This window comes from Halomonas sp. BC1 (assembly GCF_002078135.1).
Classification (GTDB): domain Bacteria; phylum Pseudomonadota; class Gammaproteobacteria; order Pseudomonadales; family Halomonadaceae; genus Vreelandella; species Vreelandella stevensii.
Genome location: NZ_LFGS01000012.1, coordinates 52561 through 75568 on the forward strand (window position 1 = coordinate 52561; position 23008 = coordinate 75568).

A 23008-nucleotide genomic window follows, 5' to 3' on the forward strand; every position below is an offset into this window, starting at 1 on the left:
TTTTTACGACTCACTCCTCACTCTTTACCACTCACTACTCGCTTTTATCCTGATACAGCTTGAGCAGGCTGGAGAAATCGAGTTTGCCGTTGCCACCCGCCTTGTGCAAGGTGAACAGCGCTCGGGCAGCGGAGCCCATGGGAATGGCAGCGGCGCTTTGCTGGCTGACATCCATGGCCAGGCCCAGGTCCTTGATCATCAGGTCCACCTGGAAGCCGCCCTGATAACCTTTGGAGGCGGGAGCGTTTTCCATGACCCCGGGGTAGGGGTTGTAGACGTTGAGCGCCCAGTTGCCGCCGGAACTCTGCTTCATGATTTCCGACAGCACGGCGGGGTCCAGGCCGTTCTTGACGCCCATGTTGATGGCTTCACAGGTGCCCGCCATGAGGATCGAGAGCAGCATGTTGTTGCACACCTTGGCCACCTGCCCTGCCCCGTGGTCTCCGGCGTGGAAGATGTTCTTGCCCATGGCCTGCAACACGGGCTGCGCCTGAGTGAACTGGGCACCCGAACCGCCCACAATGAAGGTCAGCGTGCCCGCCTGGGCACCGCCCACGCCACCGGAGACTGGCGCATCCACGAAGCCGATGCCCTTTTCAGCGCCAGCGGCGGCGACGTGACGCGCGGTGTCGGCGTCGATGGTCGAGCAGTCGATGACCAGGGCGCCCGCCTTGATGACGTCGAACAGCGGCGCGTCGCCCTCCATGTACAGCCCCCGCACATGCTTGCCCGCCGGCAGCATGGAGATCACGAAATCGGCATCGGCTGCCGCGGCCTGGGCGGTGGCGGCGGTGTCGCAGCCCTGAGCACGGGCGGTTTCCAAGGCCTCGGCGGCCAGGTCGAAGGCCCGCACTTGAAAACCGGCTTTCACGAGATTGGCTGCCATGGGGCCGCCCATATTACCCAGGCCGATGAAGGCTACGCTGGTCATGTTGTTATCCTTGTTGAGATTGGTCAGCAGTCGATTGGATAGCGCTCTCGGAAGAGACAGCACACATTATTGAAGATCCGCCAGAGGGCTGGTCTCCCAGGGGGATGACAGCAACTCTTCCATGAAGCTGGGCGGCACCGAGGCCACGTCCGGGAAACGCCAGCGCGGCTGGCCATCCTTGTCGACCAGTAGTGCACGCACGCCTTCGGGGAACTCCTCATGGCGGCAGCACTGCACGGAAAGCGCCAGCTCGAACTGGAACACTTCGGCCAGCGACATGTGCCGGGCGCGCTTGAGCTGCTCATCGATCAGCCGCAAAGAGACCGGGCTGCCATGGGCCAGGGTGCGCTGGGCTTTACTGAACCACTGGTCGTCGCTGTCGACTCCCAGCACCGCCGCCACCTGCTGCTCGACGGTGTCGTGGTCCATCAGCTCGCGTATCAGTGAAGACGTCTTGTAGACAGGCGCTTCCAGCTCGGCAAACGCCGCCTGAGAAGCCTGCTCCAACTCGCGCAATACGCGGTTGACCACGCCATGGGCGTCGGTTTGCTCCCCTTCTCCCCAGCGGGCTTCCAGCAGCGCCTGGGCCAACGCCTCGCGGTGGTGGCTGGCAATTGCTCGATCTGCCAGACCCAGATGCAGCGCATCGGGGGCATTGATCTGGCCACCGGTCATGGCCAGAAAACGCCCGGTACCATTGGGCAGGCGATTGAGAAACCAGCTGGCCCCCACATCGGGGTACAGGCCAATGGTCACTTCCGGCATGGCCAGTCGCGACGTTTCGGTAACGATACGGTGGCTGCTGGCACTGAGCAGCCCCATGCCACCGCCCATCACGATGCCATGCCCCCAGCAGATAATCGGCTTGGCGAAGGTGTGCATCAGGTAGTCGAGCCGATATTCGCGCTCGAAGAAACGCTCGGGGAAGTCCGGCTCACCATCGCCGGTGATGGCCTTGTAGAGATTGACCACGTCGCCCCCTGCACAGAAGGCTTTTTCGCCTGTGCTGTCCAGTAGAATGGCCACCACACGCTCATCCTCCTGCCACTGGGTCAAGCGGGGCAGCAGCGCGTCGATCATCTCCAGGGTCAGCGCATTCAGCGAACGCTCGGCGTTGAGCGTGATCTCGCCGATCACATGGCCGTCCTGGGTCGTGTGCTCTTCAAACAGTACGCAACTCATTGCCTCTTCCTTATCTGCTCGGGTGCCAAGGCTACAGTTCGGCGGCGCCATCGGCCAACACACGGCGGGATATGATCAGCCGCATGATCTCGTTGGTGCCTTCCAGAATGCGGTGCACGCGGGTGTCACGCACGTAGCGCTCCATGGGGTACTCCTTGATGTAGCCATTGCCACCGTAAAGCTGCAAGGCTTCATCGCACACCTTGAACCCTACATCCGTGGCAAACCGCTTGGCCATGGCGCAGTAGGCGGTGGCATCCGGGTGGCCAGCGTCCAGCCTGGCCGCGGCCATGCGCACCAGTTGGCGGGCAGCCACCAGCTCGGTCACCATGTCGGCCAAACGGAACTGCAGAGCCTGGAAATCGGCCAGCCGCTTGCCGAACTGCTTGCGCTCCAGCAGGTATTCACGGGCTTTGTTGAGCGCTTGCTGGGCGGTGCCGATCGAGCAGGTGGCAATATTGATGCGTCCACCGTCCAACCCCTTCATGGCGATCTTGAAGCCGTCGCCTTCCTTACCCAGCAGCTGGCTGGCAGGCACGCGCACGTCTTCGAAGGTAATCATCCGAGTGGGCTGGCTATTCCAGCCCATCTTGTCTTCCTTGCGGCCGTAGCTGATCCCGTCACTCTGGGCATCCACGGCAAAGGCAGACACACCGCCCGCCCCTTCGCCGCCGGTGCGGGCCATCACCACCAGAAAATCGGTGCTGCCTGCCCCGGAAATGAACATCTTGCTGCCATTCAGCACGTAGTGCTCACCGTCGCGCCGGGCGGTGGTCTTGAGCGATGCGGCGTCGGAGCCCGCGTTGGGCTCGGTCAAACAGTAGGAGCCCAGCAGCTCACCGGTCGCCAAACGCTCTCCCCACTGCTCCACGGCTTCAGGCGTACCAAAATCCGCCAGCATCCAGGTCACCATGTTGTGGATGGTGAGGTATGCCGTAGTAGAGGTACAGCCCATGGAGAGCTGCTCGAAAATGATGCTGGCATCCAGCCGCGAAAGCCCCAGCCCGCCCACACGCTCCGGAGCATACAGGGAGCAGAACCCCAGTTCGCCTGCCTTGCGAATCACGTCCACCGGGAAAAAAGCCTCGGCATCCCATTTGGCGGCGTGGGGCTCCAGCTCGTTCTGGGCAAACCCCCGCGCCATATCGGCAAAGGCAACCTGGTCTTCACTCAGCTCAAAATTCATGGCGGTCTCCGCTGCGGTGAGTCCCTGAACCCAGTCAGAAGCCTCACCCACTATTATCGTTATCGGTCACGTTGACGTTTACGTTAACTTATATTTTTGGGCAGATTTGCGCAACCAAATCCCCCACGACCTTTGGCGTAGAAAGACAACGCTCCCCCTCGCCAAAGGCCCACGCAACTCAGGCCAGCGCCCGCACCCACAAAAAAGGGTGCCGCGAAGGCACCCAAATCCACAGACAGACGCAGTTTCCCGACCCTTTCCGGGCGCTACTTGAAGTTCTTGCGGTATATCTTGGCCAGCTCGCCCACGATACCGCTGCGAAAACTCAGTACACACACCACGAAAATGATGCCCAGGATGACGCTTACCCAGTTGCCCAGCGGCGACTGGGCCAGAACATGCTGCAGGCTGACCACCAGACCCGCCCCCATCACCGGCCCGAGCAGCGTGCCCACACCGCCCAGCAGGGTCATCAGGATCACCTCGCCAGACATGTGCCAGTGAGCATCGGTAAGCGACGCCAGCTGGAACACCACGGTCTTGGTCGCTCCGGCCAGCCCGGCCAGCGCCGCCGACAGGACGAACGCCAACAGTTTATAGGCATCGACGTTGTAACCCAGCGAAATCGCCCTAGGCTCGTTCTCGCGGATGGCCTTGAGTACCTGCCCATAAGGGGAGTGCACGGTGCGCTGCACCAGGGCAAAGCCCAACAGGAACACGGCAAACACGAAGTAGTACATGCTCAGGTTGTTACGCAGGCTGATGAAGCCGAACAGATGCCCACGCGGCACGCCATGCAGGCCATCTTCTCCCCCGGTAAAGGGCGCCTGCACGAACACGAAGTACACCAGCTGGGCCAGCGCCAACGTGACCATGGCAAAGTAGATCCCCTGGCGGCGAATGGCCAGCAGCCCGAAGCCCGCACCGACCAGGGTGGCGGTCAGGGTCCCTGCCAATATGCCCAGCTCCGGGGTCAGGCCCGGATAGCTGGCCAGCAGATACCCGGTCACGTAGCCCCCCGTCGCCAGAAAGGCCGCGTGGCCAAACGAGAGCAGCCCGGCATACCCCAGCAGTAGATTGAAGGCGCAAGCAAACAGGGCAAAGCAGAGGATTTTCATCAAGAACACAGGGTAAGCGACAAAGGGTGCCACCAACCCCACGACGATGAGTACCAGATAGAACATGTTGCGGCGCAGCCTGGCCCGACGCTGGCGCTCCTGCACGGCGGAGGGCAGCGCGACGGCTGATGAAGTATGCGGCGTTGCCATGGTTAAGCCTCCTTACCGAACAGCCCAGCGGGGCGTAACATGAGCACCAGGATCATGACCAGAAAAATGACCGTATTGGAGGCTTCCGGGTAATACACCTTGGTCAGCCCCTCAATGATTCCCATGCCCAATCCCGTCACGATAGCCCCCAGAATCGACCCCATGCCGCCAATGACCACCACCGCAAACACCACGATCAAAAGATTGGAGCCCATGGTGGGTGAGACAGGGTAAAGCGGTGCAGCCAATACCCCGGCAAAGGCCGCCAGGCCCACGCCAAACCCGTAGGTCAAGGTGATCAACAGCGGTACGTTGACACCAAACGCCTGCATCAATTGCGAGTTTTCGGTACCTGCCCGCAGGTAGGCACCCAGCCGCGTACGCTCGATCATGAACCAGGTGAACAGACACATGGCCAGCGCCGCCACCAGCACCCAGGCACGGTAGGTGGGCAGGAACATGAAGCCGAGATTGAGACCACCCTGCAGCGCCTCAGGGGTGGCGTAACGCGCCCCGGAAACCCCGAAAAAGTTCACCAGAGTGCCTTCAAAAATCAGTGCCAACCCGAACGTCAGCAACAACCCGTACAGGTGGTCCAGGTGGGCAATGCGACGCAGCAGAAAACGCTCCATCAGCATGCCGACCCCCCCCACCACTACGGGCACCAGCACTAGCGCCAACCAGTAATTGATGCCCAGATAGCGAAAGCCCAGCAGCGCCGCAAAGGCGCCCAGCATGTACTGCGCCCCATGGGCAAAGTTGACGATCTTCAGTAGCCCGAAGATAACCGCCAGGCCCAAGCTAAGCAGCGCATAAAAGGCTCCATTCACAAGCCCAAGCGTTAGCTGGCCCATGAAGACGGCCAATGGCACGCCGAATATCATCGTCATGGTGTGATTCTCCTTGTCACCAGGCGGGGTCCGCCCGCCTGGTGCTGTTCAGCGTGACGTGCCAATCAGTTGTTCACCAGCGAACACTGGCTTTCAGAGAGCGGGCGGTAGGCTTCTTCGGCGGGAATGGTGCTGAGGATGTTGTACAAGTCCCACTCACCGGTAGACTCTTCCGGCGTTTTCATCTGGGCCAGGTACATGTCGTGAACCATGCGGCCATCTTCACGAATACGGCCATTGCGGGCAAAGAAGTCCTCTACCGGCATCTCGGCCATTTGCGCACGAACGGTCTCCGGGTCATCGGTACCAGCGGCTTCTACGGCCTTGAGGTAATGCATGGTGCTAGAGTAGATACCGGCCTGAACCATGGTCGGCATGCGACCCACTTGATCGTAGTAACGCTCGGCCCACTCACGCGACTCGTCGTCCATGTCCCAGTACCAGCCAGTGGTCAGCAGCAGCCCTTGGGTGACTTCCAGACCCAGCGCGTGCACGTCGTTGAGGAAGATCAACAGGCCCGCCAGTTGCTGGCCGCTTTGGGTCAGGCCGAACTGGCTCGCCGTGGTGATGGCATTCACGGTGTCTGCCCCGGCGTTCGCCAGGCCCACGATCTTGGCACCGGAGCCCTGGGCCTGAAGAATGTAGGAGGAGAAGTCGCTGGTGGGGAACGGATGGCGGACACCGCCCACCACTTCACCGCCATTGACGGCTACCACTCGGGTCACGTCGCCTTCCAGAGCATGACCAAAAGCGTAGTCAGCGGTCAGCATGAACCAGGTATCGCCGCCCTGCTCGACGACCGCCTTGGCGGTACCGTTGGCCAGAGGATAAGTGTCGTAGACCCAATGAATATGGTTGGGGGTACAGTGCTCGTTGGTAATACTGGAGGCTGCCGACCCAGACACGATCCCCAGGCCGTTGTTCTCTTCCAATACCTTGGTGACCGCAATGGTCACCGACGAAGCCACCAGACCGCCCACCATGTCCACGTTGCGCTGGTCGATCCACTCGCGCACGGTGTTGGCGCCAACGTCCGCACTATTGCGGTCGTCGGCGCTGAAAATCACGATGGGGGCACCGTTGACGCTACCGCCGAAGTCGGCCACGGCCATTTCCATGGCCGTTTGGCCGCCCGGGCCCGCCAGGTCTCGGTAGGTGCCCGACATATCGGCCAGATAGCCAATGCGCACTTCGCCGTCGCTGATCTCGGCCTGGGCGGCAGACGCCATCATGCTGGCAGTGGCAGCCACGGCAATGCTGGCGGCCAACGTTTTTCTGGTAAAGATCATGTTCGTCTCCTGGCCCTGGGGGCCTTTGTTGTTGTGATGCGGACGCTGTTGTAATGCGGACATTCAATAGTGGTGTTCGAGTGGAGCCTGAGTAGTGCGGTTAAAGGATATGTTGTGTGCGGTGTCTATACCCCCAGCATGCTGTTCAAATGCTCGCGGCGCGAAGGCAGCTGCGCCGCCGTGATCTCTTCGACGATCTGGCCGTGATCCATGACGAAATGGCGGTCGGCCAGCGGCGCGGCAAAACGGAAGTTCTGCTCGACCAGTACGATGGTCATGCCCCGCTCTTTCAGCTGCACCAGCACTTCGCCCAGCTTCTGCACGATGACCGGGGCCAGGCCTTCGGTAATTTCATCGAGCAGCAGCAGCCGCGCACCGGTACGCAGAATGCGCGCCATGGCCAGCATCTGCTGTTCACCGCCAGAGAGTCGAGTTCCCTGACTCTTGCGCCGCTCGTACAGGTTGGGGAACATGGCATAGATCTCATCCAGGCTCATTCCACCGGAGCGCACCGTGGGCGGCAGCAGCAGGTTTTCGTGCACGTCCAGGCTGGCGAAGATGCCGCGCTCTTCAGGGCAGTAGCCAATACCCAGACGAGGAATATGGTGAGGCTTCATGCGCAGGGTTTCGCTGCCATTGATGACGATGGAGCCGGTGCGGCGCCCCACCATGTTCATGATGGACTTTAGCGTGGTGCTACGCCCTGCACCGTTGCGACCCAGCAGCGTCACCAGCTCGCCCCGCTTGACGTTGAAATTGACCCCATGAAGGATATGCGACTCGCCATAGAAGGCATGCAGGTCCTGCACGCGGAGCATTTCCAGGCTTTGAGTCTCTGCGGCCGGATGTTCGAGGGCTTCTGCGGTCTTCATACGGCGGCCTCCTCACTGGCAGCTTCGCTGCCCATATAGGCTTCACGTACCAGCGGGTTGCGGGAAACGCTGTCGTAGTCGCCTTCCGCCAATACCGCGCCTCGGGCCAATACCGTAATGCGGTCACACAAGCGGCTTACCACGCTCAGGTTGTGCTCCACCATCAGCACGGTACGCCCCTGGGAAACGCGCTTGATCAACGCCACGATGCGGTCCACGTCTTCGGCACCCATGCCCTGGGTGGGCTCGTCCAGCAGCATCATGCTGGGGTCCAGCGCCAGAGTGGTCGCTACCTCCAGGGCGCGCTTGCGGCCATAGGGCATTTCAACCGTCAATGTATCGGCATACTCGCGCAGCCCCACTTCATCCAGCAAGGCCAGCGCACGATCATTGAGGTGATCCAGGGTTTTTTCGGACTTCCAGAAATGAAACGACGTGCCCAACTGGCGCTGCAGCGCAACGCGTACGTTTTCCAGCGCTGTCATGTGCGCAAACACCGCCGAAATCTGAAACGAGCGCACCAGGCCCAGCTGGGCAATGTCATTGGATTTCTTGCTGGTAATCGGCTGGCCACGGTAGAGAATCTCACCGCGCGTTGGAGGGAGGAACTTGGTGAGCAGGTTGAACACCGTGGTTTTGCCGGCACCGTTGGGGCCGATCAGGGCGTGGATATGCCCTTCCTGCACTTGTAGGTTGACGTTATCCACGGCCGTAAAGCCGCGAAATTCTTTGGTCAGCCCTCGCGTTTCGAGCACTGGCCTCTGGGTCACTTCATCTGCACGCATGAGGTAGGACGCCTCTTGTTGTTCTTGTTGAGTGGGAAGCGCGGCGGAGTAACCGACAACGCATCCTTACCTGAACGTAAGCTGTAGGTGCAAACTAGCAACCCAGCACCGGGTATTACAATTACAACTTTGGTCTATGCACCACGATAGCACAGCGCTTGAAAACGCTGAAATCACTAAATTTCAACAGCTTGTAAATTTTAAATGCTTGCCAACGATAGCCATTCGCTGCTTTACGTTAACGTAAACTTGTTTTAGCCTCATGGTCAGTGTTCCATAGGGACATTCCCCTATCGACGAGAATAACGATCATGAGCAAAACCTACACGATCAGCGAGTTGGCCAGCGAGTTCGATGTCACCACGCGCAGCATCCGTTTTTATGAAGATCAGGAGCTGCTGCACCCTTCTCGCCGTGGGCAAACACGCATTTACAGCAGTAAGGACCGCGTACGCCTGAAGCTGACCCTGCGCGGCAAACGGCTGGGCTTTTCACTGGCCGAGATTCGCGAACTGTTCGAGCTGTGGGACGAAACCCGCAGCGGTAGCGAAAAGCAGTTGCACCTGATGCTCAGCAAGATCGGCGAACGCAGGGCCGCGCTGGAGCAGCAGATGAAAGACATCACCATGGTGCAACTGGAGTTGGAGAGTGCCGAAATCCGCTGCCGCCAGGCGCTGGAAGAGTTGAACGAGAAGCACCCGACCACTTCCAAATAAGCCGCTCGAATACCGCCAGCAGACACGGCCCATTAACAATTAACAATCAATAAGCAACGACGACAAGGTGATTGAGCATGTTTTCCCACTACACAGAACTGAATTTTGGCCTCGATGACGAGCTGAACATGCTGCGCGAACAGGTCAATGCGTTTGCCGCCAGCGAAATCGCGCCCAGAGCCGCCGAGATCGACCGTAACAACGAGTTCCCCAACGACCTGTGGCAGAAGTTTGGTGACATGGGGCTGCTGGGCATTACCGTCCCGGAAGAGGATGGCGGTAGCGGCATGGGCTATCTGGCGCACTGCATTGCCATGGAAGAGATCTCTCGTGCCAGTGCGTCGGTGGCCCTCTCTTATGGCGCGCACTCCAACCTGTGCGTCAACCAGTTGAAGATCAACGCCTCCGCCGAGCAGAAAGCCAAATACCTGCCCAAACTGATCAGCGGTGAGCACGTGGGCGCGCTGGCCATGTCGGAGCCAGGTGCCGGTTCCGATGTAGTGTCGATGCAGCTGCGCGCCAAGGAAGATGGCGACCACTACGTGCTCAACGGCAACAAGATGTGGATCACCAACGGCCCCGATGCCGACGTGCTGGTGGTCTACGCCAAGACCGACCCGGAGGCAGGCTCCAAGGGCATCACCGCATTCATCATCGAGAAAGGCATGCCCGGCTTCACCACCGCTCAGAAGCTCGACAAGCTGGGTATGCGCGGCTCCAACACCTGCGAGCTGGTGTTTCAGGACTGCCGCGTGCCCGCCGAGAACGTGCTGGGCGAGGTAGGCAAGGGCGTGCGGGTATTGATGAGCGGGCTGGATTACGAGCGCACCGTGCTGGCCGCCGGCCCCATCGGCATCATGCAGGCCGCCATGGACGTGGTCATTCCCTATATCCACGAGCGCAAGCAGTTCAACCAATCCATCGGCGAGTTCCAGCTGGTACAGGGCAAAGTGGCCGACATGTACACCACGCTGAATGCTTGCCGCGCTTACCTGTATGCCGTGGCCAGCGCCTGCGACCGGGGCCAGACCTCGCGCAAGGATGCCGCCGGGGTGATTCTGTATTGTGCTGAAAAGGCCACCCAGGTCGCGCTGGACGCCATTCAACTGCTGGGCGGCAATGGCTACATCAACGAATACCCCACCGGCCGCCTGCTGCGCGATGCGAAGCTCTATGAAATTGGCGCCGGTACCAGCGAAATTCGCCGCATGCTGATTGGTCGCGAACTCTTCACCGAAAGCCATTAATCGACTCAGGAAGGTTTGCGCCATGAGCACACTATCGACACAGATCAACCCGCGCAGCGATGTGTTTCAGGCCAACGAGGCCGCCATGCTGGGGGAGGTGAACAAGCTGCGTGAGCTGACCGCGGCCATCGCCCAGGGCGGCGGCGCCAACGCCCGCAGCCGCCACGAAAGCCGTGGCAAGCTGTTCGTACGTGACCGTATCGACCACTTGATCGATGAAGGCTCGCCGTTTCTGGAATTTTCTGCGCTGGCAGCCCATCACGTTTACGACAGCGATGTGCCCGCCGCCGGGGTGGTCACCGGGATTGGCCGGGTATCGGGGGTGGAGTGCGTGATCGTGGCCAACGATGCCACGGTCAAGGGCGGCACCTACTTCCCGCTGACGGTGAAAAAGCACCTGCGCGCCCAGGAAGTGGCTCGCAAGCACCGCCTGCCATGCATCTACCTGGTCGATTCCGGCGGGGCTTTCCTGCCCCGCCAGGACGAGGTCTTCCCCGACCGGGACCACTTCGGCCGCATTTTCTACAACCAGGCCACGCTCTCTGCCGAGGGTATCCCGCAAATCGCGGTGGTCATGGGCTCCTGCACCGCAGGCGGTGCTTATGTGCCCGCCATGGCGGACGAGTCCATCATCGTCAAGGAGCAGGGAACGATCTTTTTGGGCGGCCCACCGCTGGTCAAAGCAGCAACCGGGGAAAACATCAGCGCCGAAGACCTGGGCGGCGCCGATGTGCACACCCGCATCAGCGGCGTGGCTGACCACTACGCCGAAAACGACGCCCATGCGCTGCAGCTGGCACGGGCCTGCGTGTCCCGGCTCAACTGGCAAAAGCGTGGCCAGCTCGCCATGCAACCCCCCAGGCCGCCAAGACTCGACCCCGCAGAGCTGTACGGCATCGTCGGCACCGATCTGAAAAAACCTTACGATGTGCGCGAAGTGATCGGCCGTATTGTCGATGGCTCTGATTTCGATGAGTTCAAGCGCTACTACGGCGACACCCTGGTGACCGGCTTTGCACATATCCACGGCTACCCGGTGGGTATCGTCGCCAACAACGGCGTGCTGTTTTCGGAAAGCGCCGTGAAAGGCGCGCACTTCATCGAACTGTGTGCCCAGCGCAAGATTCCGCTGGTCTTCCTGCAGAACATCACCGGCTTCATGGTGGGCTCCAAATACGAGCACGAAGGCATCGCCAAGCACGGCGCCAAGCTGGTCACCGCCGTGGCCTGCGCCAACGTACCGAAGTACACCGTGCTGATTGGCGGCAGCTTCGGTGCTGGCAACTACGGCATGTGTGGCCGAGCCTACGACCCCAATCTGCTGTTCATGTGGCCCAATGCGCGTATTTCCGTAATGGGCGGCGAGCAGGCGGCAGGCGTACTTTCCCAGGTGAAGCGCGAGCAGTACGAACGAGAAGGCCGGGAATGGAGCAAGGCAGACGAAGAGGCCTTCAAACAGCCCACCCGCGACCAGTACGAGCACCAGGGCCACCCCTACTACGCCAGCGCGCGCCTGTGGGATGACGGAGTCATCGACCCGCTGCAAACCCGCGACGTGCTGGGTCTCTCGTTGGCCGCCGCCATGAACGCAGAAATCAAAGAGACGCGCTTCGGCGTGTTCCGGATGTAAGGGGCATCACATGGCTTACTCAACCCTGGTTATCGAATCGGGTGTCGCCCGGCTGACCTTGAACCGCCCAGAGGTGCACAACGCCTTTGACGATCGCTTGATCGCCGAACTGAACGGTCATCTGGAAACCCTGCACGATCTGGCCAGCGCAGGCGACGTGCGCGTGGTGGTCCTCGGCTCCGAGGGCAAGAGCTTTTCGGCCGGTGCGGACCTGAACTGGATGAAGCGCATAGTCGATTACGACCTGGCCGACAACCTGGCCGATTCACACAAGCTGGCGGCGCTGATGCACGGCCTGGACACGCTGCCCTGCCCCACCCTGTGCCGTGTACAGGGCGCCGCGTTCGGTGGCGCGGTCGGGCTTGCCGCCTGCTGCGACATCGTCATCGCTTCCGAGAAGGCTCGGTTTTGTTTGTCGGAGGTCAATATCGGCCTGTCACCGGCCGTGATCAGCCCTTACGTCCAGCGCGCCCTTGGCCAACGGCAGATGCGCCGCTACGCGCTAAGCGCCGAAATCATGGATGCCCCCACCGCGCTGCAGCTGGGGCTCGCCCACCAGGTGGTCGAACACGATGCGCTGGATCACGCCATCGATACCATGATCGACACCCTGGCCAAGGGCTCTCCTCAGGCGCAGCGGGCAACCAAAGCCCTGCTGGCCAGCGTGGCCCAGGCCCCGGACTCGGATGCCACCCGCGAGCACACCTGCCAGGTCATCGCCCAGCTGCGGGTCAGTGAAGAAGGCCAGGAGGGCCTGGCCAGCTTTTTCGACAAGCGCCGCCCCGCCTGGACATCCCCCGAAGAACACCAACACGCCGCGGAGCCACGCTCATGACGCCTACCCCGACCCCCTTCGATACCCTACTGGTAGCCAACCGGGGTGAAATTGCCTGCCGCGTGATGCGCACCGCCCGCCGTCTGGGGCTGAAAACCGTGGCGGTCTACTCGGATGCCGATGCCACCGCCCGCCATGTGCGGGAAGCCGACGAGGCCGTGCGTCTTGGCCCGGCGGCCGCTCGGGAAAGCTACCTGAACATCGAGGCAGTGATCGACGCCGCCCAACGCACCGGCACCGGCGCCATTCACCCCGGTTACGGCTTTCTGTCCGAAAACGGCACCTTCGTCAAAGCGCTGGAACAGGCCGGTATTACCTTCGTTGGCCCGCCCGCTTCCGCCATTGCCGCCATGGGCGACAAATCGGCGGCCAAGGCACGCATGGCCAACGCGGGGGTGCCGCTGGTACCGGGCTATCATGGCGACGACCAGAATGACGCCCTGCTGCGCGCCGAAGCCGACAAGATTGGCTACCCGGTGATGCTGAAAGCCAGCGCAGGCGGTGGCGGCAAGGGCATGCGCGTGGTCGAAAGCGGCGAAGGCTTCAAGGCAGCGCTGGACGGCTGCCGCCGAGAATCGAAAGCCGCCTTTGGCGACGACCGCATGCTGATCGAAAAGTATCTGGTGCAGCCCCGCCATGTGGAGGTACAGGTCTTTTGCGACCGCTACGGCCAAGGCGTGTACCTCTTCGAGCGCGACTGCAGCGTGCAGCGTCGCCACCAGAAAGTCATCGAAGAAGCCCCCGCCCCCGGCATGACGCCCGAGCTGCGCACCGCCATGGGCGACGCCGCCGTTCGCGCTGCCAAGGAGATCGGCTACGTGGGCGCGGGCACGGTGGAGTTCCTTCTGGACGCCGATGGCTCGTTCTACTTCATGGAGATGAACACCCGCCTGCAGGTGGAGCACCCCGTCACCGAGATGATCACCGGCCAGGATCTGGTGGAGTGGCAATTGCGAGTCGCCATGGGCGAGCCGCTGCCCTGTCGTCAGGACGAGCTGACCATCACCGGCCACAGCTTCGAGGCGAGGCTCTACGCCGAGGACCCGGAGCAGGACTTCTTGCCTGCCACCGGCCTGCTGGCCCGCTTCGAACTGGACACCGAAGGTGCGGGCCTGGCCGCCGACCAGGTGCGCCTGGACAGCGGCGTGGAGAGCGGCGATCGCGTGTCGATGCACTACGACCCCATGCTGGCCAAGCTGATCGTGCACGGTGTCGACCGCGACGCCGCGCTGGCTACCTTGAACCGGGCGCTGGCCGCGCTGGATGTGCAGGGGGTGGTGACCAACCGCGCCTTCCTGCAGCGGCTGGCCAATCACCCCGGCTTCAAGAACGTCGAGCTGGACACGCGCTTCATCGAACGCAACGAAGCGACGCTATTCGCGCCACGCCGCTACACCACGCAGGACTATGCCAGCGCTGCGCTGATCGGGCTGCACCAGCTGGCTCAGGAGTGCGAAAGCGACTCGCCCTGGGACCGCCACGACGGCTTCCGGCTCAATGCCCCGCACACCATCCGCATCACGCTGTGCGACCCCAGCGCGGCGCAAGGCTCGGAGAGGGACAGCCTGGTCGTGGTGGAGGGCAAACGCACGAGCCTGGACGCCCAGTGGCAGCTGACCATCGGCGAGCACACGCTCAGCGCCAGCCTGCAACCGCTGGCAGGCGATGCAGTGGCGGTGACCCTCGACGGCCATCGCCGTCGCCTGCAGGCCTACCGGGATGGCAATGTCGTCGTGATGGCCGAGCCCAGCGGTGAAACCCGCCTGCTCTGGCAGCGTATCGACGCCATCGACCACGGCCATCAGGAAACCGAGGCGACCCTTACCGCCCCCATGCACGGCACCGTCGTGGCGCTGCTGGTCGAACCCGGCACCACGGTAGAAAGAGGCATGCCCTTGATGGTCATGGAGGCCATGAAAATGGAGCACACCATGACGGCACCGACCCACGGCAGCGTGGCCACGTTCCACTTCCAGGCAGGCGACACGGTCAGCCAGGGTGACGTGCTGCTCGACTTTGCCCCCAGCGAATAGGAGCTTTTCCATGGCACTGCCTACGGCTATCAAGCTGTTTGAAATGGCCCCTCGAGACGGGCTGCAGAACGAACCGGGCACCCTGGTGCCCACTGCCACCAAAATCGCGCTGATCGAGCGCCTGGCAGCGGCCGGCCTGCGGCATATCGAAGCCGCCAGCTTCGTTTCTCCCAAGTGGGTACCGCAGATGGGCGATGCCGCCGAGGTGATGCGCGGCCTCAAGCGCCAGCCCGGCGTGGTGTATTCCGCCCTCACGCCAAACCTGAAGGGGCTGGAAGGCGCTCTGGACGTGGGCGTCGAGGAGGTCGCCGTGTTTGGCGCCGCCTCGGAAGCGTTCTCGCAGAAGAACATCAACTGCTCTATCACCGAGTCGCTGGCACGCTTTGAGCCGGTGCTCGCACGGGCCAACGAGGCAGGCGTGCGAGTGCGTGGCTACGTCTCCTGCGTGCTGGGGTGCCCCTACGAAGGGGACATCGCCCCGCAGAAAGTCGCCGAGGTGGCGAAAGCGCTCTACGACATGGGCTGTTACGAGATTTCCCTCGGGGACACCATCGGTACCGGCACGCCGCTGGCCGCCAAACGCATGATCGAAGCCACCGCCCAACACGTGCCCATCGAACGGCTGGCCGCGCACTTCCATGACACTTACGGCATGGCCATCGCCAATCTGTACGCCGTGCTGGAAGAGGGCGTCGGCGTCATCGACGCCGCCACGGCAGGCCTCGGTGGCTGCCCCTATGCCAAGGGCGCCTCCGGCAACGTGGCCATGGAAGACGTGCTGTACCTGCTGCAAGGACTCGGCATCGAGACCGGCATCGACCTGCAAGCGGTGATCGACACCGGCGACTGGATCACGCGGCAGTTGGGCCGCCAGCCCAGCGCCAAAGTGGCGCTGGCCAGAGGGTGCACACAGCGCACTCCCGGCTAGTACGGCCCGGCGCTCATAATTAAAAACGCTTCACTTCCCGTTCAGACAACAATAAAGATTTCGGAGAGACTCACCATGGCATCATCTGCACCGCTTTCCAGCGCCCTGCCCAGCTACACCAGCAGCACCGCCGACAAACCCTTGCTGGGCATGACCATTGGCGACAAGTTCGACCAGATTGCCGCCCAATACCCGGACAACGACGCGTTGATCGCACTTCACCAGAACATTCACTGGAGCTACCGAGAACTGCAGCGGGAGGTGAATCGCTGCGCTCGGGCCCTGCTTGCCATCGGGGTCAAGAAAGGCGACCGGGTCGGCATCTGGGCACCCAACTGCAGCGAGTGGACGCTGAGCCAGTTTGCCACCGCCAAGATCGGTGCCATTCTGGTCAACATCAACCCCTCTTACCGGACCCACGAGCTGGAGTACGCGCTCAACCAATCCGGCGCACGCTTTTTGATCACCGCCCACCAGTTCAAGAGCTCCCACTACACCGCCATGCTGTACGAGCTGGCTCCCGAGCTGAACCACTGCGCCGAAGGAGCGCTGAACGCCCATAAGTTGCCGCAGCTGCAGTGCATCATCAATCTCAGCGACGAGAAGCACAGCGGCATGTGGCGCTGGGCCGACTTCATTGGCCAGGCCGACACCGTCAGCCAGACCGAAGTGGACGACCTGCAGGCCACCCTGCAGTTCGACGACCCGATCAACATTCAATACACCTCCGGCACCACGGGGTTTCCCAAGGGGGCCACGCTCTCCCACCACAACATCCTCAACAACGGCTTTTTCGTGGCAGAGAGCATGGGCTTTACCAGCGCCGACCGGCTGGTGATCCCCGTGCCGCTCTACCACTGCTTCGGCATGGTCATGGGCAACCTGGGCTGCATGACCCATGGGGCCGCCATGATCTACCCGGACGAAGGCTTCGACCCCGGTAAAGTCCTGAAAGCCGTCCATGAGCAGAAAGCCACCGCCCTCTACGGCGTGCCCACCATGTTCATTGCCGAGCTCGAACACCCCGACTTCGCGTCGACCGACTTTTCGTCGCTGCGAACCGGGATCATGGCTGGCTCCATCTGCCCTGCCGAAATCATGAAGCAGGTCATCGACAAGATGAACATGAAGGGCGTGCAGATTGCCTACGGCATGACCGAGACCAGCCCGGTGTCGACACAGACCGGCGCCAACGACACCATCGACAAGCGCGTTTCCACCGTGGGCCGTACCCAGCCCCACCTGGAAAGCAAGATCGTCGACCCAGGCAATGGCGGCATTCTGCCCCGTGGAGAAATCGGCGAGCTGTGCACCCGTGGCTATAGCGTGATGCTCAAGTACTGGAACAACGACAAAGCCACCGCCGAAGCCATCGACGAGGCAGGCTGGATGCATACCGGCGACCTGGCCACCATGGATGACGAGGGCTACATCCAGATCGTGGGGCGTATCAAGGACATGGTGATTCGCGGCGGTGAAAACGTCTACCCGAAAGAGATCGAAGAGTTTCTGTACGCCCACCCGGCCATTTCCGAAGTCCAGGTCACCGGTGTACCCGACAAGAAGTATGGCGAAGAGCTGATCGCCTGGGTGAAGCTCAACGCCACCGCGGGCGAGATCACCGGTGAAGACCTGCGCGAATACTGCAAGGGCAAAATCACTCACTTCAAGATCCCACGCTACTTCAAGTTCGTGGATGAGTTCCCCATGACCGTCACCGGCAAGATCCAGAAGTTCAAGATGCGCGAAATCTCGATAGAAGAGCTGGGCCTGGACGAGCAGAAGTAGCCGCCATGGCAAAGCCCCTGGCGCATCACTACGATCAGGGGCTGCGCGACCAGGAGATTCTCCAGCAGTTGCGCAGCCATTATCCTGAGGGTCCGACGCTGCACCAGCTCGCCCCACTGGACCAACTGCATATCGGTGGCCTGGCCGCCTCGGCCAGGCTGTTGGCCCTGATTGAGCCGCAAAGCCAGGTGCTGGACATCGGTGCCGGGCTGGGCGGGCTGATGCGCCAGGGCGCGGCCATGGGCCTGCACATGACCGGGCTGGATATCACCCACCGCTTCAGCGCGCTCAACCGGGCCATCAGCCAACTCACGCCCACCCCCATGGGCGGCAAATTGCGCTGGGTGACGGGAAATGCCAGCGCTCTGCCGTTTACCGACGCGAGCTTCGATGCGGTGGTGTTTCAGCACAGCCTGATGAACATGCCTGACCCGGAAAGCGTGCTGGCCCAGTGCCGCCGAGTGCTGCGCCCCGGCGGGCAGCTGGTGATGCACGAAGTGGTGGGCGGCTCGAACCAGGCAGCGCTGCGCTTCCCGGTGCCCTGGGCGGAAGGGCCCGAACATTCGCACCTGCTCAGCCTGGAGGCATTGACTACCCTGCTGCAACGGCAAGGCTTCACCTTGCAACACCACGAGGATTGGAGCCAGACCGCCCTGGCGTGGCGCCAGCGTCAACGCCAAAAGGAGCAGACCGCCCAGCCTGCGGTCGTCTCGCCCCAGTGGGTATTTGGCGAGCGCTTTCTGACCATGGGCAAGCACCTGCTGGAAAATCTCGCTCAACAGGCAATTAACGTGGTGGAAATCAGCGCCCGTTGCTAACCTGTAACGGTTGACTCGATAAACTGCGACCCGCCTGCATAACGATAAGGTCACGATCAAGGACAAGAGGAACGCCAATGAACCGCCTGGCAAGCACCCTGCTCCTGACGCTGGTGAGCGCTGCGCCCTTCGCCACCGCCCTGGCGAGTGACGACACGGTATTGCTGGCGTATGCAGCGCCCGACGGTGAGTGGATTCGGCTGGATAACGGCGTGGTGCTGGAAGGCAGCGACCTGAGCAGCCTCGACACCAACACCACCGGCTTTCGGCTGACCGCAGGCTTCAGCCCCGAACGGCTGCCACGGCTGGATATCGGTGCCGAGATCGCCTATCGCGAAAGTGAAGAAGTCCCCATTACGTCCCAGGTGAGCCCGCTGCTCATGGATACCCTGAGCCTGGGTGGCGCCCTGGTGGCAGGCGTGCGCATGGGCGCCGTCAGCGTTTATGCCAAATCCGGCTTCACCGAGTGGCGGGGTGAAGCGTACCAGCCCCATGCCGATGATGGCGGCACGGCGCTGCTGCAAGGCTTCGGCGCCACCATGACCGTCAACCGGTTAATCAGCCGTTTCGAGTACGAGCGTATCGACACGCCCACGCTCAGCCACCTCAATATGCTCAGCGCTTCGCTACACCTGCCGTTTTAATCCCGGTTTTCGATGCTGCCAGCCGCGATGTCTCTTGACCCTGCGCTTATTCGTGTTAATGTACTAGCGTACTAGTACATTAACACGATTTTCATCGACCGCTGGTGACTCACTCATGACCCTCTCTCCGTCACACTATCAGGCTGAGCTGGTACGCCATCTGGTGGCCATCGAGACCCCCGAGGCCATGGACGCTGCGCTGGCCAGCCTGCTGACACCAGCGGAGTACCAGGAAATCAGCAAGCGTCTGCAGATTTTCAAGCTGCTCAACGAAGGGGTGCCCCACCGCAAGATTGCCGATACCCTCGGGGTCGGTATTGCCACGGTATCCAGGGGCTCTCGCGCACTGAACCAGTCATCTTCATCACGGAACGACCCTTTATGAGCACTCACACTCAGGCCAACACCACTGGCCCAACGCCGTTTACACTGCCCCGTAAACCGCACTACGTGACGCTGGCGGCAGACTGCGACTTCTTCGCCCTGTTTCAGAAAATCGAGCGCCGCTTCGACACCTGCTACATGCTGGAGTCGCTGGGCGAAGATAGCCATATGGCGCGCCACTCGATCATTGGCTTCGACCCCGAATATACGCTGTACGCCAATGGCCACACGCTGACCATTGAAAACCGCGACGGTCAGGCCGAGCAGTACACCAGCGAGAACCCCTACGAGCTGCTGCGCAGCCTGATTCCGCAGAACATCATTTCCCGCAAGTACGCCGGCGGCCTCAGCGGCTATCTGGGCTACGACGCCATGCAATACTTCGAGCCTTCGCTGACGCTGAAAGCCAGCGACGACTTCGATACGTTCCGCTTCGGGCTTTACAAGGATGGCTTGATCCTCGACAAGATGACCGGGGAAGTCACCTACTTCTACTACGACAACAGCCGCTATGATTTTCTGCAGACACTGATCGAAGCAGCAGACGAGCCTGCCGGGGCGCTCAGCATTACCGCGCTGGGCGACACCATGAGCAAGGCCCAGCATGCCGAAGCCGTGGCCAAGGTGAAGCAGGACATCATCGACGGCAAGGTGTTCCAGTGTGAAGTGGGATTCAAGAAGCGCTTTCGCATCCAGGGCGATACCCTGGCGCTCTATGACCAGTTGCGCACCATCAACCCGTCACCGCAGATGTATTACGTCAAATTCGGTGAACAGAAGCTGATCGGCGCCAGCCCCGAACTGCTGTTTCGTCTGCGCCAGGGCGAAATGGAAACCTTCCCGCTGGCGGGCACCACGCTCCGTGGCCAGACCCCCCAGGAAGACACGCAGCTGGCCCGCGCACTGCTCAACGACCCGAAGGAGATCGCCGAGCACAACATGATCGTGGACCTGCACCGCAACGACATCGGCCGCGTGGCCCAGTTTGGAACGGTGAAGGTACGCAGCCTGATGGACATCAAGCGGTTCAGCCACGTACAGCACATCTCCAGCGAGATCGTCGGCATCATCGCCGAAGGCGAAGACATGTTCTCCGCCCTGGCCAGCAACTTCCCTGCCGGAACGCTGACCGGTGCTCCCAAGATCGAGGCCATGAAGATCATCGACGACCTGGAAACCGACGGTCGCGGCCCCTATGGCGGCGCAGTGGGCCAGTTTTCCTTCAATGGCGACTGCACCTTCGCCATTCCGATTCGTACGGTGTTCGTCAACGGTGAACGTGCCTACGTGCAAACCTGCGGCGGCAACGTCTACGACAGCAATGCCGAGGATGAGTACGAGGAGATTCGTCGCAAGTTCGCTGGTACCCGCAAGGCGCTAGCCCCCTTTATGAGCACGGAAACGGAGAGTCCCGCATGAAGGTGCTGATCATCGACAACTACGACTCGTTCACCTACAACCTCTACCAATTCATCGGTGAAATTCTCACCACCGAAAAGAATCGCGGGGAGCTGCCGCATTTCGAGATCGTGGTGAAGCGGAACAACCAGATCGACTTCAAGGCCATCGAGGCCATGGCCCCGGAGCGCATCATCATTTCGCCGGGGCCAGGCTCGCCGGACGACCCGCGCTACTTCGGGGTGTGTGCCGAGGTCATCGAAAAACTCGGCAAGACGACGCCACTGCTGGGAGTGTGCCTGGGCATGCAGGGCATCGTGCATGTCTTTGGTGGCAAGGTGGTCAAGGCACCGCTGCCCATGCACGGCAAGATCAGCCCCATTCACCACGATGACCGTTCGGTGTTCCAGGGCGTCCCCGACCAATTGGAAGTGATGCGCTACCACTCCTTGATTGCCGACGCCACCACCCTACCCGAGTGCCTGGAAGTGACCGCCACGGTCGGCGCGCTGACCGCCGAGCATTTTGCCGAGCGCAGCGCCTGGCAGGCCGCCGGCGAGTTCGAGCTGATGGGCGTGAAGCACCGCGACTACCCCATCCACGGCATTCAGTTCCACCCGGAGTCGTTTGCCACCGAAGGCGGCAAGGAACTGATCGCCAACTTCCTGTTCAACTCGGCCAGGGTTGCGTAAGCACCAGAACAGCTGCCAGACAGGCCAGGTTGAGCACCACCGTGACCCAGAAAACTCGCCGAAAAGCGGTTTTCTGGGTCTTGTGGCGTAGCTGCTGCTGAGCGCACCACGCGCCAGGCCAGCCCCCCAACAGTGCCAGCCAGTGCAGCGTTTTTTCGCTCACCCGCCGGCGCTTCTTGATCGCCGCCCGCTTGTCCCATGCATAGGTGGCATAGGTCACGACGCTAGCCGCTGCATAGAGCACCAGCCCGAAAAGCATCCATGAGTTCATGATGGGCCCTGGCTGACTATTTGCGCCGGGAAGACGGCTTACCGGCGGCTATTCTGCCCCCACCAGGTCGACCACCCTTGATGGCACTCTTGCCCGCGCCCGGCCTGCCACCGGGTTTACTGCCGGGCCTGCCCTTGCCTTTGGCAGCCGGTTTTCCCATTGGCTTTGCTTTGGCGCCTGACTTACCCGACGCGGCTACTCTCCCCTTGGAGTCCTGACGGCTCTTGCCACCCGCACGAGCACCCGGTGAGGCCTTTTTCGCTGCCGGTGGTTTACCTTTCACGCCATGTCTGTTGCTGCTGTAGTCAGGCCTGTCGCTTTTTTTCTTCTCCGGTGCGGCTGGCGAGGTTTCGGTCAGGGCAATGATGGTCTCGATCTCACGGGGCGTCAGATCGCGCCAGTCGCCCAGCGCCAGGCCTTTCAGGGAGACGTTCATGATGCGTGTACGCACCAGTTGCGTCACTTCGTAACCGAAGTATGCGCACATACGGCGAATTTGACGATTCAGCCCCTGCACCAGCGTAATATTGAAAACGAAAGTGGACTCCTTGACCACGCGACACTTTTTGGTCACCTGGCCAAGAATGGGCACCCCGCCCTGCATACCGGCAATGAACTCATCGGTGATCGGCTTATCCACCGTCACCACGTACTCTTTCTCGTGATGATTGTTGGCGCGCAGAATCTTGTTGACCAGATCGCCATTGTTGGTGAGAAAGATCAGGCCCTGGGAGTCCTTGTCCAGCCGTCCGATGGGAAAGATACGCGTGCCGTGCTTGACGAACTCGACGATGTTGTCCTTTTCGGCAGACTCCGTGGTGCTGACGATACCCACCGGCTTGTTCAGCGCGATCAATACCAGGTCTTCTTCTTCCTGCGGTTCGATCTCCTGGCCGTTCACCTTGACCCGATCTCCCGCCACCACCTGATCCCCCGTGGTGGCCCGGCGACCGTTGATATAGACATTGCCCTGCTCCACGAAGCGGTCGGCTTCGCGGCGGGAGCACAGGCCGCTTTCACTGATGTACTTGTTGATACGGGTAGAGGTTCTTAACGGCATAAAGCGCTACGTCATCCCATTGGGTTAAAAAGAGGAGCCCGGCTGCTGGAGGAAGGCGACTTCTTCCGGCGTGGAGAGAACAGGCTCCAGCGTTTGAAACCAGAAGACCATCACGGCCTGCGCATCTGCGCGCATGGTGCACCTCCCCTGGAGTGCGTCGT

Annotated in this window: 22 protein-coding genes; 12 read left to right on the forward strand and 10 right to left on the reverse strand. The window is 61.4% G+C overall.

The window, feature by feature from the left end:
* Nucleotides 1-34: 34 nt before the first annotated feature.
* The 8 genes from mmsB to B7L72_RS09810 form a co-directional block, all read right to left on the reverse strand.
* Nucleotides 35-931: a 3-hydroxyisobutyrate dehydrogenase gene (gene mmsB, locus B7L72_RS09775; RefSeq protein ID WP_081194048.1), complete on the reverse strand. Its 897-nt coding sequence runs from the start codon at nucleotides 929-931 to the stop codon at nucleotides 35-37.
* Nucleotides 932-997: 66 nt separating this feature from the next.
* Nucleotides 998-2113: an enoyl-CoA hydratase/isomerase family protein gene (locus tag B7L72_RS09780; RefSeq protein ID WP_081194049.1), complete on the reverse strand. Its 1116-nt coding sequence runs from the start codon at nucleotides 2111-2113 to the stop codon at nucleotides 998-1000.
* A gap of 31 nt (nucleotides 2114-2144) precedes the next feature.
* On the reverse strand, nucleotides 2145-3299 hold the full coding sequence (locus tag B7L72_RS09785) for an acyl-CoA dehydrogenase family protein (RefSeq protein WP_081194050.1): 1155 nt from the start codon (nucleotides 3297-3299) through the stop codon (nucleotides 2145-2147).
* A 266-nt stretch (nucleotides 3300-3565) separates the two neighbouring features.
* Nucleotides 3566-4567, reverse strand: a complete 1002-nt coding sequence (locus B7L72_RS09790) for a branched-chain amino acid ABC transporter permease (RefSeq protein ID WP_081194051.1) — start codon at nucleotides 4565-4567, stop codon at nucleotides 3566-3568.
* Between the two features lie 2 nt (nucleotides 4568-4569).
* Nucleotides 4570-5457, reverse strand: coding sequence for a branched-chain amino acid ABC transporter permease (locus tag B7L72_RS09795; RefSeq protein WP_081194052.1), 888 nt, complete (start codon nucleotides 5455-5457; stop codon nucleotides 4570-4572).
* A 65-nt stretch (nucleotides 5458-5522) separates the two neighbouring features.
* Nucleotides 5523-6746, reverse strand: a complete 1224-nt coding sequence (locus B7L72_RS09800; RefSeq protein WP_081194053.1) for an ABC transporter substrate-binding protein — start codon at nucleotides 6744-6746, stop codon at nucleotides 5523-5525.
* A gap of 125 nt (nucleotides 6747-6871) precedes the next feature.
* Entirely contained in the window at nucleotides 6872-7618 is a 747-nt protein-coding gene (locus B7L72_RS09805; protein ID WP_016913615.1) for an ABC transporter ATP-binding protein, read from the reverse strand.
* On the reverse strand, nucleotides 7615-8403 hold the full coding sequence (locus tag B7L72_RS09810; RefSeq protein WP_081194054.1) for an ABC transporter ATP-binding protein: 789 nt from the start codon (nucleotides 8401-8403) through the stop codon (nucleotides 7615-7617). The genes B7L72_RS09805 and B7L72_RS09810 overlap by 4 nt, the downstream gene beginning before the upstream one ends.
* A gap of 311 nt (nucleotides 8404-8714) precedes the next feature.
* On the opposite strand from B7L72_RS09810, the gene B7L72_RS09815 reads away from it, so the two are divergent.
* The 12 genes from B7L72_RS09815 to B7L72_RS09870 all read left to right on the forward strand — a co-directional run bounded on the left by B7L72_RS09815 (nucleotide 8715) and on the right by B7L72_RS09870 (nucleotide 21516).
* Entirely contained in the window at nucleotides 8715-9119 is a 405-nt protein-coding gene (locus B7L72_RS09815; RefSeq protein ID WP_081194055.1) for a MerR family transcriptional regulator, read from the forward strand.
* A gap of 77 nt (nucleotides 9120-9196) precedes the next feature.
* Entirely contained in the window at nucleotides 9197-10366 is a 1170-nt protein-coding gene (locus tag B7L72_RS09820) for an isovaleryl-CoA dehydrogenase (protein WP_081194056.1), read from the forward strand.
* A gap of 22 nt (nucleotides 10367-10388) precedes the next feature.
* Nucleotides 10389-11996 carry a carboxyl transferase domain-containing protein gene (locus tag B7L72_RS09825; RefSeq protein ID WP_081194057.1) on the forward strand — a complete coding sequence of 536 codons (1608 nt, stop codon included), beginning with the start codon at nucleotides 10389-10391 and terminating at the stop codon, nucleotides 11994-11996.
* A gap of 10 nt (nucleotides 11997-12006) precedes the next feature.
* The gene (locus B7L72_RS09830; protein WP_081194058.1) at nucleotides 12007-12831 is read left to right on the forward strand and encodes an enoyl-CoA hydratase/isomerase family protein; all 825 of its coding nucleotides are present in this window, start codon (nucleotides 12007-12009) and stop codon (nucleotides 12829-12831) included.
* Nucleotides 12828-14864, forward strand: a complete 2037-nt coding sequence (locus tag B7L72_RS09835) for an acetyl-CoA carboxylase biotin carboxylase subunit (RefSeq protein WP_081194059.1) — start codon at nucleotides 12828-12830, stop codon at nucleotides 14862-14864. Before B7L72_RS09830 ends, B7L72_RS09835 begins: the two co-directional genes overlap by 4 nt.
* Nucleotides 14865-14874: 10 nt before the next feature.
* Complete coding sequence (locus tag B7L72_RS09840; protein WP_081194060.1) at nucleotides 14875-15792, forward strand: hydroxymethylglutaryl-CoA lyase; 918 nt, start codon at nucleotides 14875-14877, stop codon at nucleotides 15790-15792.
* Between the two features lie 75 nt (nucleotides 15793-15867).
* Nucleotides 15868-17580: an AMP-binding protein gene (locus B7L72_RS09845; RefSeq protein ID WP_081194061.1), complete on the forward strand. Its 1713-nt coding sequence runs from the start codon at nucleotides 15868-15870 to the stop codon at nucleotides 17578-17580.
* 5 nt (nucleotides 17581-17585) lie between these two features.
* Nucleotides 17586-18398, forward strand: a complete 813-nt coding sequence (locus B7L72_RS09850) for a class I SAM-dependent methyltransferase (protein WP_016913606.1) — start codon at nucleotides 17586-17588, stop codon at nucleotides 18396-18398.
* A 77-nt stretch (nucleotides 18399-18475) separates the two neighbouring features.
* Nucleotides 18476-19042, forward strand: coding sequence for a hypothetical protein (locus B7L72_RS09855; protein ID WP_016913605.1), 567 nt, complete (start codon nucleotides 18476-18478; stop codon nucleotides 19040-19042).
* A gap of 115 nt (nucleotides 19043-19157) precedes the next feature.
* Nucleotides 19158-19427 carry a Trp family transcriptional regulator gene (locus tag B7L72_RS09860; RefSeq protein ID WP_016913604.1) on the forward strand — a complete coding sequence of 90 codons (270 nt, stop codon included), beginning with the start codon at nucleotides 19158-19160 and terminating at the stop codon, nucleotides 19425-19427.
* The gene (locus B7L72_RS09865; protein ID WP_081194062.1) at nucleotides 19424-20845 is read left to right on the forward strand and encodes an anthranilate synthase component I family protein; all 1422 of its coding nucleotides are present in this window, start codon (nucleotides 19424-19426) and stop codon (nucleotides 20843-20845) included. Before B7L72_RS09860 ends, B7L72_RS09865 begins: the two co-directional genes overlap by 4 nt.
* Entirely contained in the window at nucleotides 20842-21516 is a 675-nt protein-coding gene (locus B7L72_RS09870) for an anthranilate synthase component II (RefSeq protein WP_081194063.1), read from the forward strand. Before B7L72_RS09865 ends, B7L72_RS09870 begins: the two co-directional genes overlap by 4 nt.
* Here the strand turns inward: B7L72_RS09870 and B7L72_RS09875 are convergent.
* Together B7L72_RS09875 and rluF are read right to left on the reverse strand one after the other, a co-directional pair.
* Entirely contained in the window at nucleotides 21494-21787 is a 294-nt protein-coding gene (locus tag B7L72_RS09875; RefSeq protein ID WP_254893793.1) for a DUF1294 domain-containing protein, read from the reverse strand. The genes B7L72_RS09870 and B7L72_RS09875 overlap by 23 nt on opposite strands.
* Before the next feature lie 16 nt (nucleotides 21788-21803).
* The gene (gene rluF / locus B7L72_RS09880; protein WP_081194065.1) at nucleotides 21804-22847 is read right to left on the reverse strand and encodes a 23S rRNA pseudouridine(2604) synthase RluF; all 1044 of its coding nucleotides are present in this window, start codon (nucleotides 22845-22847) and stop codon (nucleotides 21804-21806) included.
* Nucleotides 22848-23008: the final 161 nt, after the last annotated feature.

Bases quoted from the DNA above. Each gene is read 5' to 3' on its own strand.
- B7L72_RS09810 (WP_081194054.1), bottom strand. From the start codon at position 8,403: ATGCGTGCAGATGAAGTGACCCAGAGGCCAGTGCTCGAAACGCGAGGG.
- B7L72_RS09820 (WP_081194056.1), top strand. From the start codon at position 9,197: ATGTTTTCCCACTACACAGAACTGAATTTTGGCCTCGATGACGAGCTG.
- rluF (WP_081194065.1), bottom strand. From the start codon at position 22,847: ATGCCGTTAAGAACCTCTACCCGTATCAACAAGTACATCAGTGAAAGC.
- B7L72_RS09805 (WP_016913615.1), bottom strand. From the start codon at position 7,618: ATGAAGACCGCAGAAGCCCTCGAACATCCGGCCGCAGAGACTCAAAGC.
- mmsB (WP_081194048.1), bottom strand. From the start codon at position 931: ATGACCAGCGTAGCCTTCATCGGCCTGGGTAATATGGGCGGCCCCATG.
- B7L72_RS09840 (WP_081194060.1), top strand. From the start codon at position 14,875: ATGGCACTGCCTACGGCTATCAAGCTGTTTGAAATGGCCCCTCGAGAC.
- B7L72_RS09835 (WP_081194059.1), top strand. From the start codon at position 12,828: ATGACGCCTACCCCGACCCCCTTCGATACCCTACTGGTAGCCAACCGG.
- B7L72_RS09795 (WP_081194052.1), bottom strand. From the start codon at position 5,457: ATGACGATGATATTCGGCGTGCCATTGGCCGTCTTCATGGGCCAGCTA.
- B7L72_RS09785 (WP_081194050.1), bottom strand. From the start codon at position 3,299: ATGAATTTTGAGCTGAGTGAAGACCAGGTTGCCTTTGCCGATATGGCG.
- B7L72_RS09855 (WP_016913605.1), top strand. From the start codon at position 18,476: ATGAACCGCCTGGCAAGCACCCTGCTCCTGACGCTGGTGAGCGCTGCG.
- B7L72_RS09845 (WP_081194061.1), top strand. From the start codon at position 15,868: ATGGCATCATCTGCACCGCTTTCCAGCGCCCTGCCCAGCTACACCAGC.
- B7L72_RS09815 (WP_081194055.1), top strand. From the start codon at position 8,715: ATGAGCAAAACCTACACGATCAGCGAGTTGGCCAGCGAGTTCGATGTC.
- B7L72_RS09800 (WP_081194053.1), bottom strand. From the start codon at position 6,746: ATGATCTTTACCAGAAAAACGTTGGCCGCCAGCATTGCCGTGGCTGCC.
- B7L72_RS09850 (WP_016913606.1), top strand. From the start codon at position 17,586: ATGGCAAAGCCCCTGGCGCATCACTACGATCAGGGGCTGCGCGACCAG.
- B7L72_RS09790 (WP_081194051.1), bottom strand. From the start codon at position 4,567: ATGGCAACGCCGCATACTTCATCAGCCGTCGCGCTGCCCTCCGCCGTG.
- B7L72_RS09875 (WP_254893793.1), bottom strand. From the start codon at position 21,787: ATGAACTCATGGATGCTTTTCGGGCTGGTGCTCTATGCAGCGGCTAGC.
- B7L72_RS09870 (WP_081194063.1), top strand. From the start codon at position 20,842: ATGAAGGTGCTGATCATCGACAACTACGACTCGTTCACCTACAACCTC.
- B7L72_RS09780 (WP_081194049.1), bottom strand. From the start codon at position 2,113: ATGAGTTGCGTACTGTTTGAAGAGCACACGACCCAGGACGGCCATGTG.
- B7L72_RS09860 (WP_016913604.1), top strand. From the start codon at position 19,158: ATGACCCTCTCTCCGTCACACTATCAGGCTGAGCTGGTACGCCATCTG.
- B7L72_RS09825 (WP_081194057.1), top strand. From the start codon at position 10,389: ATGAGCACACTATCGACACAGATCAACCCGCGCAGCGATGTGTTTCAG.
- B7L72_RS09830 (WP_081194058.1), top strand. From the start codon at position 12,007: ATGGCTTACTCAACCCTGGTTATCGAATCGGGTGTCGCCCGGCTGACC.
- B7L72_RS09865 (WP_081194062.1), top strand. From the start codon at position 19,424: ATGAGCACTCACACTCAGGCCAACACCACTGGCCCAACGCCGTTTACA.